This window comes from Bacillus luti (assembly GCF_009739945.1).
Lineage (GTDB): Bacteria > Bacillota > Bacilli > Bacillales > Bacillaceae_G > Bacillus_A > Bacillus_A luti.
On the sequence record NZ_CP040336.1, the window covers coordinates 4,672,408 to 4,688,863 of the forward strand.

A 16,456-nucleotide genomic window follows, 5' to 3' on the forward strand; every position below is an offset into this window, starting at 1 on the left:
AACTTACTTATGCTGATGTAAGAAGTGGTAAATAGCACCAATCATTCCTGCACAATTACCGTTTTGTGCCAGTTCAATCTCACACTTACTGTAAATCTCTTTGTTTAAATATTTTTCTACCTCTTCTTTTACTTCTTTTAAGAACTGATTTCCTCTATCAGTAATTCCCCCACCTATAACAATCATTTCTGGATTAAAAATATAAGCAAGGTTACTAATTCCAATCGCTAAATGTTTAAAGAAAACCTCAACTGCTTTCGTAACCTCTCTATCTCCTTTATCATACAACTCAAAAATCGTTTTCCCATCCCACTCACCTTCACCTTTATATTTCCTTACAAGACAAATTAACCCTGAAATAGAAGCAACCTCTTCAAAAGTTTTTCCTTCTATTAACATATTTCCCCATTCACCAGCACTAAACGAATGCCCTCTATATAACTCTCCATCTATAAAAATTGCGCCTCCAATCCCCGTTCCGAGGGTAAGCATAATAAAGTTTCTTTTATCTCTTCCAACACCATTCCACTTTTCTCCGAATGCTGCACAATTCACATCATTGTCAATGGATACAGGAACTTTTAATACCTCTTGCAATCTATCAATAATAGGAATAGTAGCGTAGTTCGGAATATGATCCACCCCTCCCGTTACAACCCCTTTATAAATATTAATAATTCCCGCAGTACTAATACCAATTCCCGAAATCGTATGTTCATTTATTAATTTTTGGGATAAAAGGATGAGTTTTTGAATGATTTGTTCCCCGCCCAAATGAATTTCTGTTGGAACTGTTTTATGCTTTAGTACTGTTCCTGCTTCTGAAACGATTCCATATTTAATTTGCGTACCACCAATATCAAATGCAATGTATTCTTTCATCTGCTGTCACTTCCTCTACTGTAATGAATGTAAAATTCTCACTGCTCTACTATTTATACAGTGAAACTTTAATCAGTGGGTGTTTTGTTCATCCCCCACTGATTCTTAGCCTTCACCAACCAGGCTTTTACGGACAACCCGCCCGGCGAATAGCGGGGGAAAGAGTTTACACTAACTCTTTTCTCTCTTTAGAAATACACCACCTTTTTCTATATATAGTTTTTTTTGCATAAAACTCTTTTTCCTATGAAATATTACAAAGGGATGTATTTTAGATGGAATATTAATTTTTCAGGAGGAAATCAATGACGAAAATCTTCATTTTAGCATCAACTCTTTCTTTATCTTTTTTTAGTGGTTTAAATATCGGTAATGCAGCAACAGAAAACTTCTCTCCAGTAACAAACGCGATTGTACAAAATAATAATCATTTCGCAGAAGGTAACTCAAAAGATAATAATAAACCACCAGGAAATGGTGGTTCTCAGGACGATAGTGGTTCTGGTGGCAATGGTTCCGGTGGTAGCGGTTCTGGCGGCAATGGTTCTGGCGGCAACGGTTCCGGTGGTAGCGGTTCTGATGGCAGTGGCTCTGGCGGCAGTGGTTCTGGCGGCAACGGTTCCGGTGGTAGCGGTTCTGATGGCAGTGGCTCTGGCGGCAACGGCTCTGGTGGTAGCGGTTCTGGCGGCAATGGTTCTGGCGGCAGTGGTTCTGGCGGCAACGGTTCCGGTGGTAGCGGTTCTGATGGCAGTGGCTCTGGCGGCAACGGTTCTGGCGGCAGTGGTTCTGGTGGTAGCGGTTCTGGTGGCAACGGTTCTGATGGTAGCGGTTCTGGCGGCAATGGTTCTGGCGGCAACGGTTCCGGTGGTAGCGGTTCTGATGGCAGTGGTTCTGGTGGCAACGGTTCTGATGGTAGCGGTTCTGGCGGCAGTGGTTCTGGTGGCAACGGTTCTGGGGGCAACGGTTCTGGGGGTAGTGGTTCTGGTGGCAACGGTTCTGGGGGCAACGGTTCTGGGGGTAGTGGTTCTGGTGGCAACGGTTCTGATGGCAATGGTTCCGGTGGTAGCGGTTCTGGTGGTAGCGGTTCTGGCGGCAGTGGTTCTGGCGGCAACGGTTCTGGTGGCAACGGTTCTGGGGGCAACGGTTCTGGGGGCAACGGTTCTAGTGGCAACGGTTCTAGTGGCAACGGTTCTGGTGGCAATGGCTCTGGCGGCAGCCGTATTAAAGGCGATAGCAGTTCTCAAGGTAGCGATGACTCTCAAGGTAGCCGTGTTAAAGGCGATAGCAGCTCTCAAGGCGGCAATGGTTCCCAAGATGGTAATGCAAAAGATAACGCGAAAAAACAAGGCGATAAGTTACCTAATACTGCAACACATTATCCTGCATCTATTTTAATGGGACTTTCAACGTTCCTAATTGGTATGTTACTATTTATTCGCCGTAAAAATGCAAAATAAAAACACATCCCTCCATCTAAAAAATACATGGAACAAATTGTAAAACTAAAAAGGACTTTGGATTGCATTTTATTACGCAGCCCAAAGTCCTTTTTATCATCTATCAACAAAGTATTAATACGCTTTTCCCCAATACACCACTTGCTTAGCTTCTTTACCACAACAAATACATTCGTCAGCTAATTGCTCTTGCTCAAAAGGCATACAGCGTGAAGATACTCCAACTTCTTCTTTTAGTTTCTCTTCACAAGCTAATTCTCCGCACCACATCGCCTTAATAAATCCTTGCTTTTCATCAGCTACTTTTTTCATCTCTTCGAAATTCGTCACACTATACGTATTCTCATCACGAAATACTTTTGCCTTATTAAATAAAGAATTATGAATTTCTTCGAGTAATGATGGAATACGCTCTTCTAATTGATCCATTGATATAAATTCTTTTTCTTTCGTATCTCTTCTTACAAGTACGACTTGATTCTTTTCTATATCCTTTGGACCAACTTCTAATCGAATTGGAATGCCCTTCATTTCATACTCATTAAATTTCCAACCAGGTGTTTTATTGCTAACATCTACTTTCACACGTGCAACGTTTTGAATACGCTCTTGTAACTCTGTTGCCTTTTCTAACACACCTTCTTTATGCTGCGCAATCGGTACGATAACAACTTGTACTGGAGCAACTTTTGGTGGCATTACAAGCCCATTATTATCACTATGAACCATAATAAGTCCACCTATCATTCTTGTTGATACACCCCAAGATGTTTGGTGTACATATTGCCACTTACCGTTACGATCTAAAAATTTAATATCAAATGCTTCAGAGAAATTCGTTCCAAAGTTATGAGATGTTCCTGTTTGAAGTGCTTTCCCATCATGCATTAAACTTTCAATCGTATAAGTCGCCTTTGCACCCGCAAATTTTTCTTTGTCTGTTTTTTGCCCTTTAATTACTGGTATCGCTAAGTAGTCTTCACAGAAAGAAGCATATAGATTTAAAATATTTAACGTTTCAGCTTGAGATTCCTCTGCCGTTTCATGGATCGTATGACCCTCTTGCCATAAGAATTCAGTTGTACGAAGGAATGGTCTCGTTGTCTTTTCCCAACGAACTACTGAACACCACTGGTTATATAGCTTTGGCAAATCATTATAGGATTGCACAATTTTTGAAAAATGCTCACAGAATAAAGTTTCAGATGTAGGACGTACACAAAGTCGTTCCGCTAACTTTTCATCCCCGCCATGTGTCACCCATGCTACTTCAGGAGCAAATCCTTCTACATGATCCTTCTCTTTTTGCAATAAACTCTCTGGGATAAACATTGGCATATACACGTTTTCATGACCAGTTGCTTTTAATTTCTCATCCATAACCTTTTGCATATTTTCCCATAAGGCATAACCGTACGGACGTAGAATCATACATCCTTTTACACTCGAATAATCAACAAGTTCTGCTTTTTTCACAATATCTGTGTACCACTGCGCAAAGTCCTCTTCCATCTTCGTAATCGCTTGTACTTGTTCTTTTACCATAGTCAGTCTTCCTCCTTCTAGAAAATACAAAAAAGCCCGCGTCCCTAAATAGGGACCGAGCTTTGCCGGCGTTACCACCCTGATTCATGCACAAAAATTGCGCATGCTCTCTTTTTGATAACGGGAAATTCCCGCTGCATATGCAGAACTCAAAGGTAGGTTCCATATCGCCTTTTTAAGAATCTTTCAGCCTGACGGATTCTCTCTCTGCCAAAAAGGTTGAACATGTACTAGTCCTTTTTCATCGTTATAACGAAATAAATTTGTTGAATATCATAATATAAATTTCACCACAAAACAAGAGTGAATTTTCTTATTTTTATATATTCTTTTCATTTTTTACAGTTTTATACGTAGCTTTTCCGCGTAATTTTCACAAGTTGGTGTGCAATCATACCAATAAGTGTACCAAGTAGAATGAAGAAACCAATAAATCCATATCCCATTCCTTCCCATCCACCAATAACCATCATTGTAACGGGAAAGGATGCTAAGCAAAGAAGTATTAAACTAAGTGCAAATATAATATCGAACTGCTTGTCTGGAAAGCGTTTCTTTAGTAAATACGAAATAGCAAATACAAGAATAATCGTAATTCCGCCAATGATGTAAAAGATACCAAATCCATCTAACCAATCCATGTTGTTTCCTCCTTCCATAGATTCCCTTATACTTGATTATATGTTTAATTTTTCTGAAAATAAATAATAAATTTTATTTGAAAATATATTTTTATTACTAGGTATTAATAGTAATATATAGTAATAGGTTTTATATAATTAGGAGGATTACTTTATGGATAAAGCATTAACTAATCGTGTCATCATTTTATCATTCGACTGTTTATCAGCTTTAGATTTTCCTATATTACAAACATTACCTCATTTCCAATCTCTAATAAAAAAGGGCGCAATTGTGGAAAAGGTAGAGCCCATCTATCCTTCTGTAACCTATCCAAGTCACTCAACAATCGTAACTGGTAATTATCCTAATAAGCATGGTGTTGTTAGCAATACGTTACTTCAACCTGGACGTGAATCACCAGATTGGCATTGGTACCGAAAATCAATACAAGGAACAACATTATATGATGAAGCACATAAAGCAAATTTAACGACAGCAGCCCTTCTATGGCCTGTTACCGGCAGAGCAAATATTGATTACAATTTACCAGAAATCTTTCCAAATAGACCGTGGCAAAATCAAGTTTTAGTTTCATTATTTAGCGGTAGCCCGCTATATCAATTAGATTTAAATCGCCGTTTCGGCCATATACGAAATGGATTGTCACAACCTGAACTCGATGATTTCGTACTTGCTTCTGCTGTGCATACAATCCAGACGAAAAAGCCTAATGTCATGTTTGTACATTTCACCGATTTAGACACCCAAAGACACTATCATGGCTTTGAATCAAAAGAAACAATAGCCGCAATTCATAGACATGATGAGCGACTAGGAAAAATTATTCAAGCTTTAAAAGACAGTGACCTATACGAAGAGAGCACTATTATCGCTCTTGGTGATCATAGCGCTTTAAGTGAAAACAAATCCATTCAATTAAATGTACTATTTCATCAAAAAGGGCTTATATCTATAAATTCAAAGGGTAAATTAGTAGACTGGAATGCTTATTGCCAAAGTTGCGATGGATCCGCCTATGTATATGTGAAAGACAAAAACGATACAGATACGATTCGAGAAGTACAACTACTCCTTGAAGAACTGCTTCAAAATAAACAAAACGGTATTGAATTTATACTTCATGATGAGGATGCGAAAGAATGCGGTGCAGACGGTAATTGTTTATTTATGTTAGAAGCACAAGAAGGATATTATTTCACTGAAAATTATACAGGAGATTTTATAAAAGAAATTACCGAAAAAGATGTTACGCCTAGTAAAAAATATACATTTGGAACTCACGGATACTCTCCAACAAAACCTAACTATGAAACGATTTTTATCGCTGCTGGGAAAGGTATTCAAAGCGGCGTTACCATTCCTTATATGAGACTGATTGACGAAGGTCCAACTATTGCTAGACTACTTGGTTTACACTTAGGTGAAACAGACGGATCAATTGTAGAGGATTTACTTCAATTGTAAAGAACTGTGTATATATGTAAAAGTTATGTAAAAATCATCACTGTTTCTCTTTTTATAATTTTTATTTTTGTACACTGTTAGTAGAACAAATTTAAGGGGGAACATTATATGAAGAAAATGTCCAGACAAGAAAAAAGCTGGATATTATACGATTGGGCGAATTCCGTATATTCGCTCGTCATTACAACTGCATTATTTCCAATCTACTTTAAAACCGCTGCAAAGGAAGCTGGACTATCCGGTGCAACTTCAACAGCATATTGGGGATATGCAAACTCGTTCGCAACACTTTTAATTTCTATACTTGCTCCTATTCTCGGAACGGTTGCTGATTATAAAGGATTCAAAAAACGATTTTTTACATTTTTCTTTGGACTCGGTATTGTCTTTACAAGTATGCTAGCAGTTGTTCCAACCTCTCAATGGTACTTGTTATTAGGATGCTATATGCTCGCATTAGTCGGTTTTGCTGGAGCAAATATTTTTTATGATGCATTCTTAGTAGATGTTACTTCTAAAGATAGAATGGACCGAATTTCTACGAGAGGATTCGCCTTAGGGTATATTGGAAGTACAATTCCTTTTATCGGTTGTATTGCACTTATCATTCTTGCTCAAAAAGGAACTATCCCTTTATCCGTTGGCATTGCTAGTCAAATTTCCTTTGCGATAACAGCTCTTTGGTGGGGGTTATTTACAATTCCAATGCTAAAAAACGTAGAGCAAACGCACTATATTGAACGTCATCCTAGACCAATTACAATGAGCTTCAAACGCCTTGCTGATACTTTTAAAAATATTAAAGAATATAAAACTGTCTTTATGTTCCTAATCGCTTACTTTTTCTATATTGACGGGGTCGACACAATTATTACTATGTCTACAGCTTACGGAACTGATCTCGGGATTAGTGCAACGAATCTATTAATCATCTTATTTGTCACACAAATTGTAGCTTGTCCATTCGCTTTATTGTATGGCAAACTATCAGAAACATTTACAGGTAAAAAAATGCTATATGTCGGTATTATTATTTATATCATTATCTGCACATATGCTTATTTCTTAAAAACGACACTCGATTTCTGGATTTTAGCAATGTTAGTTGCCACTTCTCAAGGTGGTATTCAAGCACTTAGTCGTTCCTACTTTGCGAAACTAGTACCTAAAGAATCTGCAAATGAATTCTTCGGATTTTATAATATATTTGGCAAGTTTGCCGCGATTATGGGTCCAGTATTAGTTGGTGTTACAACTCAATTAACGGGAAAAACAAACGCTGGCGTACTTAGTATTATTGTACTGTTCGTTATCGGTGGATTCTTACTAACTAGAGTTCCGGAAAATAATACATCTGTTACACCACCTAATCCGAAAACTAAAACGATATAAGAAAAAGATCCTCTTCATATGAGAAGGGGATCTTTTTTATTTTTAACGGTTCACCTTCCAATGAAAGGCCCTACTGTTTGTACAAAAATAATTTATCAACAGTTGTTCCTAATACTTCCGCTAAACGAAAAGCTAACGCTAAGCTTGGATCATATTTATTATTCTCAATTGCATTTATCGTCTGTCTAGAAACTTTACATTTATCAGCTAATGCGCCTTGTGAAATATTATTTTCAGTGCGTAATTCATAGATTTGATTTTTCACACCATTGCTCCTAACATGTAAAATCGTTTTTACAACATTAGTATATAGTCGGTCCATTTCATTGTCAAAAGATTGCCATGAAAAAAGGGAGCAATTGAGCCCCCTTACAATAGCTATTTCGAAGCTAATGAATTCGTCATTTCCTCTCGATTAACAACATCTTCTTTCTTTATTTGCATACGTAAAACCGGGCCTATTGCTAATAAAATAAGTGACATTGCTATACAAAATACGGTAACTAGTGAGGTCATCTCCTTCAATCCTCCAGCTAGTGAAGTTCCAATTAACATTGCCCCCATAAACAGTGGTAAAATTGTTCCATTTACTCTTCCAATCATATTTTCTGGTACAAGTTGAATCATAAGCGTACCGACAACGATATTAACACAAGCTAAACAAATACCTGTTCCAAATCTCATGAAACTAGTAATCCAAAATGATGTAGATATCCCTTCTACTAAAAATGACATCGCTAATATGCTCATACCGAATACAAACATCTTTTTCGGATTCACCTTTGAAGCGAAAACTGCAGCAACAATACCACCAATTAACATACCTATTCCATCAGCTGCGGCTAAATATTGAACTGCTTCCTTTTCCATTCCAAGGCGTTCTATTACAAGAAACACTTCTAATGGATTCGTTAGTCCAACAGCTAAGCCCATAACGGTGAAAGTGATCGTAATCATACGTAAATTTTTCGTATGAAGAACGTATTTCCAACCTTCTTTTATATCATTTTTCAATGAATCTCTCGCCACTTGCTCTTTTTCAACCCATTTTGGTAAAAATGAAAGGGCAATAGCAGATAACAAAAATAAAATGATTAAGCTATATAGCGACGTAAATAAACCAAGTTGTGTATACACAAGCGATCCTACCACTGGTCCAAAAATCATAAATAATGACTGTAATGTTTGGTTAAATGCAATCGCATTTGCTACCTGTTCTTCCTTTACATAGCGCTTAAATATACGCGAAGATGATGGCTGAGAAAACTGGCCTACAATCGCGGAAATGAGTGTTGCAAAAAATATTGCCTGCCAATAATCCAGCTGTAACAACAAAACAATACCTATAATAGACAGTACACTTAACACATCTCCAGCAACCATCGTTCTTTTCGGATTCCAGCGATCAGCTAACGCACCACCGATAAACGAGAAAATAAAGATAGGTGCATATTCCATAACCGATAACAATGAAACGGAAACCGGATCATTATTCGTTCGCTCCATTATGAAATACAAAAGGGCCATATTTCTGATCCAAATTGCAAATTGTTGTAAAATATCAGATGCCATAACGAGCATAAATGCTCGATTTTTAAATAAAGCGTTCATTCTCATTCCCCTTTCATAAACCGACCGTTCGGTCTAATTTAATTTGTAAGAAAAGCAACTGACCTATTATTCAGCTGCCATCCCTTTTAACAATACATCTATCGCCTTTTTATAAATACGTTTCAGCTCTTTATAATCTAACTCGTAGTAAAGTACTCCAAGCCCTGATAATAATCCATTCACAATATACATAAGATCTCGCGTATTATCTTCACGAAACTCTCCAGACTGTATGCCTGCTTCAATTAATTTCTCCAACATAACATATGATTCTCTAGTTAAAGCTAACAGTTCATCCAGAATCTCTTTACTTACAACTTGGCTCATAGAGAATTCCTCTATCGCATTTGAAATTGGTTGCTGTATGTCCTCTACATAATATTCCGCGAGACCATATAGTTTTTCGGTACTAGTACTATATAACTTCTCTTTTTCATTCCATTTTTCAAGCCAATCATACGTATGCTGTTTCACTACGAATAAAAATAATTCTTCTTTACTTTTAAAATGATAATAAATGCTTCCTTTACTTCGTCCTGTAATTTCACAAATCTCTTCCATAGATGTAGCTGCATAGCCCTTCTGTGAAAACAGACTTTCTGCTTTATATGCAATTTCTTTCTTTATCTCTTCTGCGCTTCTTCTCATATTCACACCTCTTTAAACCGACCGTTCAGTCTAATAATAACAAATCAAAAACCTCTATCGCAAGAGGCTATATTCCTTATTTAAGAAAACGTACTCTCAAACCACATTCGAATCATATGTATTGTTCCAATTTTAAATCCTAATTTAACAAGAAATACGCCTCCCGCAGCTAATAAAAATAACATTACTTTCCCCTTAGTATGTTAAAAATAGTTAATCAAACGTTTGTTTAACTGTTTTTATGCATATGTAAGCCAACTAATCAAACGTTTGTTTAAAAAGAAATACGCCTATATAAGGCGTATTTTCATCAATCACCGCCGCCACCGCAGCTTCCCCCACCATCTCCACCAAAAGACCCTCCACAATCATGCGAGCCTCCATCGTGCGAGCTATCATTATCAGATCCAGCAAAGAAAAATAGTGGTGATGAGTTGTTAGATGAGTTATGAATGTTATTTTGTTTTGTAAGATTTACATTCTTTTTGTTTGATCGAACTGCTGTTACAATTGTTCCAACTACAACAAATAATAGTATGACAATAATAAATTCCATATAAAAGCCTCCCTTAATCTTCGAATAATTGAATAGTTCTTTCTAGATTTTCAAGTGAAATGAAGCGCGATTCACGAAGGATTTCTTTTCCCTTATAAAATAATAAAACTGTTGGACCTGTAAATACGGCATATCGCCCCGCAATCTCTTGCATGTCTTGTAGCAATATCTCTATTTTCTCTACGTAATCATAATTCTCTAATACGTAATTTACTTTCCTTAACATGACATCACAAACACCGCAATTTTCCGTTTTAATAAATAGCAGTACTACTTGTTGTTCTTCAATATATGTTGTTAATTCTTCTATCGTTTCAAATGTATTCATCTTATCCCTCTTAGCGTAATTTACGAAATACTTTATCCTGATACATACGAAAAGCTGAACTATCTTTAATCTTTCTCTTTTCCATTACTTGCTGAAAACGTAGTGTTTTCGCTGTTAACTCTTCTTGTAACTTTTTTCTCTCCGCTTCATCATAACAGCAAGAGATTAAATCCTCTATTTTTAATATATCTTTTTGTAGTTCCATTTCTGGTGGAATCATTCCCGCGTTTTTTAAAATTTTATAGCTCATTCTAAGTTCTGGAGGTACCATTGAAAGGTCTTCTAATTGTAGTGGTTTGCCTTTTCCCGGAATATGATCGAGATCACCGTTCCGTACTGCTTGTCGAATTTTTTCTTCGGCAATATTCAAAAACACATCCACATTACTCCCTCCCTTACATATTTTTACTATTATTTTACATGAAATTTCATTATCTTGCTACGCCATTCAAGTTTGACTCCATACAGTTTTTTAAAGAATATATAAAATTACTATTCCTTCTGATAAATCCGTTACAATCAAGGACGAAGTCAGAGGAATCCTAGCGAACATTATAATAACCTATTATAATTATATTCGATTTATAATATGAAGTTTATGTGAAGTTCACCTGAAGTTTACATGAATTTCCTTTTACTTCTATTGTCTTCCTATACTAATCACATTATCCTTTACATATAGGAATTATTTTCATTCCATTTCAAACTATCTATATATATAAAGAAAGATAGTAGCCTATTAGGGAAAGGCATCTAGTATTATTACAAATATAAACATAACAAAAGAAAAAGCACGCTTATAAGCGCACCATAAGAGTGTTTCTTCATACACTTCTCATGTAAGAGTTCTCGAAAATCATGTTAATCACAAAGAAAAGGCATTAGCTCATAAAGCTAATGCCTTTTCTTTATTCATATTGTTCAGTATGCCATTCTTCTATATTCCATATTTTCGTTATCCATGATTCATAGAAAGAAGGCTCATGTGAAACAATTAAGACCGTTCCTTTATATCGTTGTAGCGCTTCCTGCAAAGCCTTCTTAGTTTCTATATCCAAATGATTAGTCGGCTCATCTAAAATTAAAACATTACTTTTCGTTACGATAAGTTCACAAAGTCGTACCTTTGTTTGTTCCCCTCCGCTTAATAAACAAAGCGGCTTTAATACATGTTCCTCTTTCAATCCACACTTCGCCAATGCTTGACGTACTTCTTTCTTTGTCATATCTGGTCGTTCTGTCCAAACTTTCTCTAACGGTGTTATTTCTGAAGCAAACTCTTCCTGTGCAAAATAAGCAGGATTTACTCGTTCCCCAACAGAAACTGAACCACTTAACGGCTTGAGTTGACCTAATAACGTTTTTAACATTGTCGTTTTTCCAATACCGTTATGACCAACGATGGCTATCTTTTCTCCTTTTTTCACTTGCAAATCCAATTTTGGAAATAAAGGATCCCTATAGCCTATTCTTAGTTTTTCAGCCTGCAATATGCGGCTTACCGGTTCATTATAAACAGTAAAATCAAAACGGGACCGTGGCACATTAGTAACTTTTTCAACCCTTTGCATTTTCTTCAATACTTTTTCTCGGCTCTTTGCCTGTTTCGCTTTTCGAATTTTATTTTTTTGAATAAATGTTTCTAAGTGGGCAATTTCTTTTTGTTGCTTCGCATACGCTACTTGTAATTGTTTCTTTTGCATTTCATAATTCTGTACAAAACTTCTATAACCACCTACATAACGCTTAACCTTTCGTTCTTCTAGATGATAAATAACGTTCGTAATATTGTTTAAAAATACTTCATCATGCGAAATGATAATATAAGCTTTTTCATACATTTGTAAATAGGATTGCAACCATTCTATATGTGCTGTGTCTAAATAGTTTGTTGGCTCATCTAACAATAAAACATCAGCTTTTTCTAAAAGAAGCTTTCCAAGTAACAACTTTGTCCGCTGCCCTCCGCTTAATTTTGAAACATCCTTCTTCATCCCTACTTCAAACAACCCTAAACCTGTTGCTACTTCTTCAATTTCTGTATGAATTTGATAAAAATTAGAACTCTCCAACATCGTTTGTAATTCTCCATACCTTATTAACAATTTTGTTACTTCTTCTGCTTCCGCCATTTCTTCTGCAAGTTTTAACATTTCACATTCAATCGCATACAAATTAGAAAATGCACTTTGCAAGTATTCTTCAATTGTTATGCCTTCTTGTAAATCTATATGTTGCTGTAAAAATCCTACCTTCACATGTGGAAACCATTCAATGTTTCCATCATCATGTATAACTTCTCCTGTTAACAGACGTAACAGTGTTGATTTTCCAATGCCATTTTCTCCAACTAACCCAACATGTTCTCCCTTTAATAGTCGAAAACACGCATTATATAAGATGGTTTTCTCACCATAAGAATGACTTACATTTTCTACTGTTAATATACTCATTTTTCTCTCTCCTTTACTTATCATCCATAAGCTAAATAGAGAGACTCACAGTATAAAGCCTTATTTGATTGTGTATATAAAAAATGGGTAAGGTGAATACACCTTACCCATTACATATTATCGTAAAAAAGGATTAAGGTTCTTTACCTGCTGTCTTCAATTTAGCTTAATTGTTAAAAATGGGCAGACTTCTCCCGTCTTAAGCTAAAACCATTTGAAGAACAGTTGATAAAGTCATTTTATCCTTTCACTCCTTTAACATTTGTTATATTAAGAGTATAAACTACTCTGTTATATTCTATTCTCCATTTTTTCTTTTGTTCCTTCTTCAAAATGATCTACTGTTAATGAATCCACTATTTTCTCAATAGATTTCATTTTTCTCCTCCTATATAAAAAAGCCTTTTAACAGTAATTACGCTAAAAACTGTTAAAAGGCTTTTTCTATTTTTTCATATAAGGAGCTAATACTCTTAAAATCTCTTCCTTATCCTTCTTTAACTCAAGTGATGTTAACATATCCATCGTTCGCGGCCTAGGTAATTTCACTTGTACTTCGCCAACTATTGATGCTGGCCTTTGAGATAAAATAAATACGCGATCAGAAAGCAAAATGGCCTCATCTAAGTCATGGGTGACCATAACAATTGTTTGCTTTTCCTGGTGCCAAGAATTCAAAAGCCAACTATGTACTTCCATCTTTGTAAATGCATCTAATTTTCCAAAAGGCTCATCAAGGAGCATAATCGGTTTTTCACATAAATATGTGCGAAGAAAGCTAATTCTTTGGCGCATACCACCAGACAATGCATCTGGGTAATGATCGGCATATTCATCTAATTCAAACTGCTTTAATGCTTCCATTCCTTCTGCCAGCCTTTGTTTTTTAGGCTTTCCTTCAATCTCCAGTGGAAGAACAATATTTTGCAAAGCAGATCGCCACGGTAATAATAAATCTTGTTGCGGCATGTAGCTTACAACATCTTGCTCTTGTACGTACTTATCATTATACGTGACGCTACCACTTGTTGGATTTTCAACGTGTGCAATCATGTTTAATAATGTGCTTTTCCCGCAACCACTCGGACCTACAAAGGAAACGAATTCTCCCTCTCGTATAGAAGCACTAATATTTGTTAATACATTCTTGCCATCGAAAGATTTTACAATATCTTTTATTTGTAATCCGCTCATTTTTCACTTGGAAGGAATTCATTTGTAAAGGCATCTTTTACATCGATTTTCTTTTTAATAACTTTGTTGTCATATAAGAAATTCATGTAATTTGTCCAAATTTCTTCCTTCTGTACTCCCCACGCTTTAGCATCATCTTGATACTTTGTGCTTAACCACTTTTGACTTTCTTGTACTAACTCTTTATTTACATCTGGGACAGCTTTAATTAAAATATCTGCAGCTTCTTTCGGTTCTTTAATTGCAAAATTATAACCTTCTGTCGTTGCAGTCATAAACTTTTTCACAAAATCTTTATCTTGCTTCGTATGTTTTTCACTCGTAATAATAACAGGACTGTAGAAATCAAGCGCTGGATCTAGGTCTTTTACCATAATCGTATTTAACTCTTTCCCTTGACGCTTCGCTTCAATCCCATCCCAACCGTAATAAATCCACTCGAAATCTGCATCTCGGCCAATTGATTTAAAGAAATCTGTTTGTCCTAAAATAATTTTTTCAACTTTATTAAAGTCAGCTTGATGCTTATCCATAATTGTTTTTAACGTTGCCTCTTCCGCTGGTCCTCCCCAGCCTCCGTAACGTTTACCTTCAAAATCCTTCGGTGATGTCATATTATCTTTCTTAAGCGATGCAAAAGCTGAAGTGTTATGCTGAATAATTGCTCCTACAGACACAACAGGAATCCCTTCCACACGGGCTAACGTTACATTTTCTTGTGCACTTATTGCGAAATCAGCTTTTCCTGAAGCTATCATTTGCTCCGCAGTTACATTATCACCTGGCTGGATAATTTCTACATCTAATCCTTGCTTTTTATAATAATCTTTCGTTTGCGCTACATATAAGCCAGTATGATTCGTATTTGGAAACCAATCTAATACTACTTTTACTTTTTGATCTTTACTTGCACTTTCCTCTTTCTTCGCCGGATTACATCCAGCCACACCTACTGCTAATAAAGCAGCTAACATAACTTTTAAACCTTTTTTCATTTTCTGCCGTCCTTTCTATATATCCATGGTGCTGTTATTCTTGCCATAAACTCCACGATAAAATACAGGCATAACGTCACCATGACGATAATCGCAGCAACACCAAATACTCGAGCAGTTAAAAAGGATTTTGTTGCTCTCGTAAGCATAACCCCTAGCCCTTCACTTGCACCGAGCCATTCTCCGATAATTGCCCCCATTACGCTATATGTAACTGCAATTTTTAGACCTGAGAAAAAGTATGGGAGCACTGCTGGAAACTTTACTTTTTGGTAAACTTGCCATTTCGTTGCTTTCATTGTTTGCAACAATTTCAACATATTTTTATCTACTGTTTGAAAACCTTCTAAAATGCTAAGCGCAATTGGAAAGAAACAAACGAGTATGACTACCATTACTTTTGGTAACATCCCATAGCCAAACCAAATAATAAATAATGGTGCAAGTACAACAATTGGAATTGTTTGCGAAATCACGAGCAATGGGTTTATTAAAATACGAAATAAAGGGATAACGTCCATAAGAATTGCAATGCTCGTCCCAAGTAAAATCGCAAAAAACAGTCCGATTATAACTTCCTGCAGTGTTTGCATCGTATTTGGTAATAGTAAATCTTTCATTCCAATTAACTCTTGAACAATGGCAGAAGGCTTCGGTAAAATCCACGGCTCAATTTTAAATAATGAAACAGATCCTTCCCATATCGCAATGAGAAGGATAAGCCAAATAGTTGTAATAAGTTTAGATTGCTTCTGGTTTTGCATATTCATCACGGTACTTCCAAACCTTTTCATCTATCGTTACACCAGTGCTTGGACGATAATGGATTTTAATTGAAGTAATCACTTCTTCTGCTCCAGCATCGACGCATGCTTGTTGTGCACGTTTAATGACATCAAGAAGTACATCTAATTCTCCTTCCAGCGTTGTTTCCATTGCTCCTACTTCATAACGAACTCCCGATTGTTGCACAACTTCAATTGCTTTATCAACAACAGAATATACATCTTTGTTCTTCGCTTGCGGTACTACTGAAAATGACATTGTAACTTGTTGTGACATAATAAAATCCCCCTTAAAGATAAGTTTTCAAAAAAAGAAAAGGCTTTCCTACCATGTAGGAAAGCCTTGTATGCAAGTTATTCTATAATAACTTATGCTACATCACTTTAAAGTAACTCCCTACGCTGGCATTATCCAGATCAGGTTGAGGGTCGATGTGTGCTTACATCCTCTCAGCCAATTGGCTCCCCGGTTCTTAATTCGTTTTCATTGTAGCATGATTT

General features: G+C 36.3%; 17 protein-coding genes, 1 pseudogene, 1 riboswitch and 1 other annotated feature. Of the genes and pseudogenes, 3 read left to right on the plus strand and 15 right to left on the minus strand.

Annotated features, from left to right (window positions below; genetic code table 11):
- Window positions 1-3 precede the first annotated feature (3 nt).
- Window positions 4-882, minus strand: a complete 879-nt coding sequence (locus tag EUC40_RS23650; RefSeq protein ID WP_156576738.1) for an ROK family protein — start codon at window positions 880-882, stop codon at window positions 4-6.
- Between the two features lie 305 nt (window positions 883-1,187).
- On the opposite strand from EUC40_RS23650, the gene EUC40_RS27370 reads away from it, so the two are divergent.
- Entirely contained in the window at window positions 1,188-2,339 is a 1,152-nt protein-coding gene (locus tag EUC40_RS27370; protein ID WP_244322175.1) for a cell wall anchor protein, read from the plus strand.
- Window positions 2,340-2,453: 114 nt separating this feature from the next.
- Here the strand turns inward: EUC40_RS27370 and proS are convergent, their stop codons facing one another.
- Together proS and EUC40_RS23665 are read right to left on the minus strand one after the other, a co-directional pair.
- The gene (gene proS, locus EUC40_RS23660; protein ID WP_156576740.1) at window positions 2,454-3,884 is read right to left on the minus strand and encodes a proline--tRNA ligase; all 1,431 of its coding nucleotides are present in this window, start codon (window positions 3,882-3,884) and stop codon (window positions 2,454-2,456) included.
- A gap of 47 nt (window positions 3,885-3,931) precedes the next feature.
- Window positions 3,932-4,138 (minus strand) — a binding site (T-box leader).
- A 93-nt stretch (window positions 4,139-4,231) separates the two neighbouring features.
- The gene (locus EUC40_RS23665) at window positions 4,232-4,525 is read right to left on the minus strand and encodes a YesK-like family protein (RefSeq protein WP_071710480.1); all 294 of its coding nucleotides are present in this window, start codon (window positions 4,523-4,525) and stop codon (window positions 4,232-4,234) included.
- Between the two features lie 154 nt (window positions 4,526-4,679).
- On the opposite strand from EUC40_RS23665, the gene EUC40_RS23670 reads away from it, so the two are divergent.
- Entirely contained in the window at window positions 4,680-5,993 is a 1,314-nt protein-coding gene (locus EUC40_RS23670) for an alkaline phosphatase family protein (protein WP_000356461.1), read from the plus strand.
- A gap of 108 nt (window positions 5,994-6,101) precedes the next feature.
- Window positions 6,102-7,385: an MFS transporter gene (locus EUC40_RS23675; RefSeq protein WP_156576741.1), complete on the plus strand. Its 1,284-nt coding sequence runs from the start codon at window positions 6,102-6,104 to the stop codon at window positions 7,383-7,385.
- Window positions 7,386-7,455: 70 nt separating this feature from the next.
- Here the strand turns inward: EUC40_RS23675 and EUC40_RS23680 are convergent, their stop codons facing one another.
- The 12 genes and pseudogenes from EUC40_RS23680 to EUC40_RS23735 form a co-directional block, all read right to left on the minus strand.
- Window positions 7,456-7,707 (minus strand): helix-turn-helix transcriptional regulator, encoded by a 252-nt coding sequence (locus tag EUC40_RS23680; RefSeq protein ID WP_156576742.1) that lies wholly within the window; start codon window positions 7,705-7,707, stop codon window positions 7,456-7,458.
- Window positions 7,708-7,763: 56 nt separating this feature from the next.
- Window positions 7,764-8,996 (minus strand): MFS transporter, encoded by a 1,233-nt coding sequence (locus EUC40_RS23685; protein ID WP_156576743.1) that lies wholly within the window; start codon window positions 8,994-8,996, stop codon window positions 7,764-7,766.
- Between the two features lie 66 nt (window positions 8,997-9,062).
- Window positions 9,063-9,644 carry a TetR/AcrR family transcriptional regulator gene (locus EUC40_RS23690; RefSeq protein ID WP_071710483.1) on the minus strand — a complete coding sequence of 194 codons (582 nt, stop codon included), beginning with the start codon at window positions 9,642-9,644 and terminating at the stop codon, window positions 9,063-9,065.
- A gap of 80 nt (window positions 9,645-9,724) precedes the next feature.
- Window positions 9,725-9,841: pseudogene (locus EUC40_RS23695) on the minus strand (histidine kinase); the annotation flags it as partial.
- A gap of 113 nt (window positions 9,842-9,954) precedes the next feature.
- Window positions 9,955-10,200 carry a hypothetical protein gene (locus tag EUC40_RS23700; RefSeq protein ID WP_156576745.1) on the minus strand — a complete coding sequence of 82 codons (246 nt, stop codon included), beginning with the start codon at window positions 10,198-10,200 and terminating at the stop codon, window positions 9,955-9,957.
- 13 nt (window positions 10,201-10,213) lie between these two features.
- Window positions 10,214-10,528 (minus strand): thioredoxin family protein, encoded by a 315-nt coding sequence (locus EUC40_RS23705; RefSeq protein WP_156576746.1) that lies wholly within the window; start codon window positions 10,526-10,528, stop codon window positions 10,214-10,216.
- Between the two features lie 10 nt (window positions 10,529-10,538).
- The gene (locus tag EUC40_RS23710) at window positions 10,539-10,910 is read right to left on the minus strand and encodes a DnaJ family domain-containing protein (protein ID WP_156576747.1); all 372 of its coding nucleotides are present in this window, start codon (window positions 10,908-10,910) and stop codon (window positions 10,539-10,541) included.
- Window positions 10,911-11,436: 526 nt separating this feature from the next.
- Window positions 11,437-12,981, minus strand: coding sequence for an ABC-F family ATP-binding cassette domain-containing protein (locus EUC40_RS23715; protein ID WP_156576748.1), 1,545 nt, complete (start codon window positions 12,979-12,981; stop codon window positions 11,437-11,439).
- Window positions 12,982-13,425: 444 nt separating this feature from the next.
- Complete coding sequence (locus EUC40_RS23720; protein WP_000016071.1) at window positions 13,426-14,175, minus strand: ABC transporter ATP-binding protein; 750 nt, start codon at window positions 14,173-14,175, stop codon at window positions 13,426-13,428.
- On the minus strand, window positions 14,172-15,170 hold the full coding sequence (locus EUC40_RS23725; protein ID WP_156576749.1) for an ABC transporter substrate-binding protein: 999 nt from the start codon (window positions 15,168-15,170) through the stop codon (window positions 14,172-14,174). Before EUC40_RS23725 ends, EUC40_RS23720 begins: the two co-directional genes overlap by 4 nt.
- Complete coding sequence (locus tag EUC40_RS23730) at window positions 15,167-15,940, minus strand: ABC transporter permease (RefSeq protein WP_001057167.1); 774 nt, start codon at window positions 15,938-15,940, stop codon at window positions 15,167-15,169. Before EUC40_RS23730 ends, EUC40_RS23725 begins: the two co-directional genes overlap by 4 nt.
- Window positions 15,912-16,232, minus strand: a complete 321-nt coding sequence (locus tag EUC40_RS23735) for an MTH1187 family thiamine-binding protein (RefSeq protein WP_000082902.1) — start codon at window positions 16,230-16,232, stop codon at window positions 15,912-15,914. Before EUC40_RS23735 ends, EUC40_RS23730 begins: the two co-directional genes overlap by 29 nt.
- Before the next feature lie 100 nt (window positions 16,233-16,332).
- Window positions 16,333-16,434, minus strand: a riboswitch (TPP riboswitch).
- Window positions 16,435-16,456: the final 22 nt, after the last annotated feature.

Excerpts from the sequence above, each read along its gene's own strand:
- EUC40_RS23650 (WP_156576738.1), bottom strand. The coding sequence starts at position 882 with ATGAAAGAATACATTGCATTTGATATTGGTGGTACGCAAATTAAATAT.
- EUC40_RS27370 (WP_244322175.1), top strand. The coding sequence starts at position 1,188 with ATGACGAAAATCTTCATTTTAGCATCAACTCTTTCTTTATCTTTTTTT.
- proS (WP_156576740.1), bottom strand. The coding sequence starts at position 3,884 with ATGGTAAAAGAACAAGTACAAGCGATTACGAAGATGGAAGAGGACTTT.
- EUC40_RS23665 (WP_071710480.1), bottom strand. The coding sequence starts at position 4,525 with ATGGATTGGTTAGATGGATTTGGTATCTTTTACATCATTGGCGGAATT.
- EUC40_RS23670 (WP_000356461.1), top strand. The coding sequence starts at position 4,680 with ATGGATAAAGCATTAACTAATCGTGTCATCATTTTATCATTCGACTGT.
- EUC40_RS23675 (WP_156576741.1), top strand. The coding sequence starts at position 6,102 with ATGAAGAAAATGTCCAGACAAGAAAAAAGCTGGATATTATACGATTGG.
- EUC40_RS23680 (WP_156576742.1), bottom strand. The coding sequence starts at position 7,707 with ATGGACCGACTATATACTAATGTTGTAAAAACGATTTTACATGTTAGG.
- EUC40_RS23685 (WP_156576743.1), bottom strand. The coding sequence starts at position 8,996 with ATGAACGCTTTATTTAAAAATCGAGCATTTATGCTCGTTATGGCATCT.
- EUC40_RS23690 (WP_071710483.1), bottom strand. The coding sequence starts at position 9,644 with ATGAGAAGAAGCGCAGAAGAGATAAAGAAAGAAATTGCATATAAAGCA.
- EUC40_RS23700 (WP_156576745.1), bottom strand. The coding sequence starts at position 10,200 with ATGGAATTTATTATTGTCATACTATTATTTGTTGTAGTTGGAACAATT.
- EUC40_RS23705 (WP_156576746.1), bottom strand. The coding sequence starts at position 10,528 with ATGAATACATTTGAAACGATAGAAGAATTAACAACATATATTGAAGAA.
- EUC40_RS23715 (WP_156576748.1), bottom strand. The coding sequence starts at position 12,981 with ATGAGTATATTAACAGTAGAAAATGTAAGTCATTCTTATGGTGAGAAA.
- EUC40_RS23720 (WP_000016071.1), bottom strand. The coding sequence starts at position 14,175 with ATGAGCGGATTACAAATAAAAGATATTGTAAAATCTTTCGATGGCAAG.
- EUC40_RS23725 (WP_156576749.1), bottom strand. The coding sequence starts at position 15,170 with ATGAAAAAAGGTTTAAAAGTTATGTTAGCTGCTTTATTAGCAGTAGGT.
- EUC40_RS23730 (WP_001057167.1), bottom strand. The coding sequence starts at position 15,940 with ATGAATATGCAAAACCAGAAGCAATCTAAACTTATTACAACTATTTGG.
- EUC40_RS23735 (WP_000082902.1), bottom strand. The coding sequence starts at position 16,232 with ATGTCACAACAAGTTACAATGTCATTTTCAGTAGTACCGCAAGCGAAG.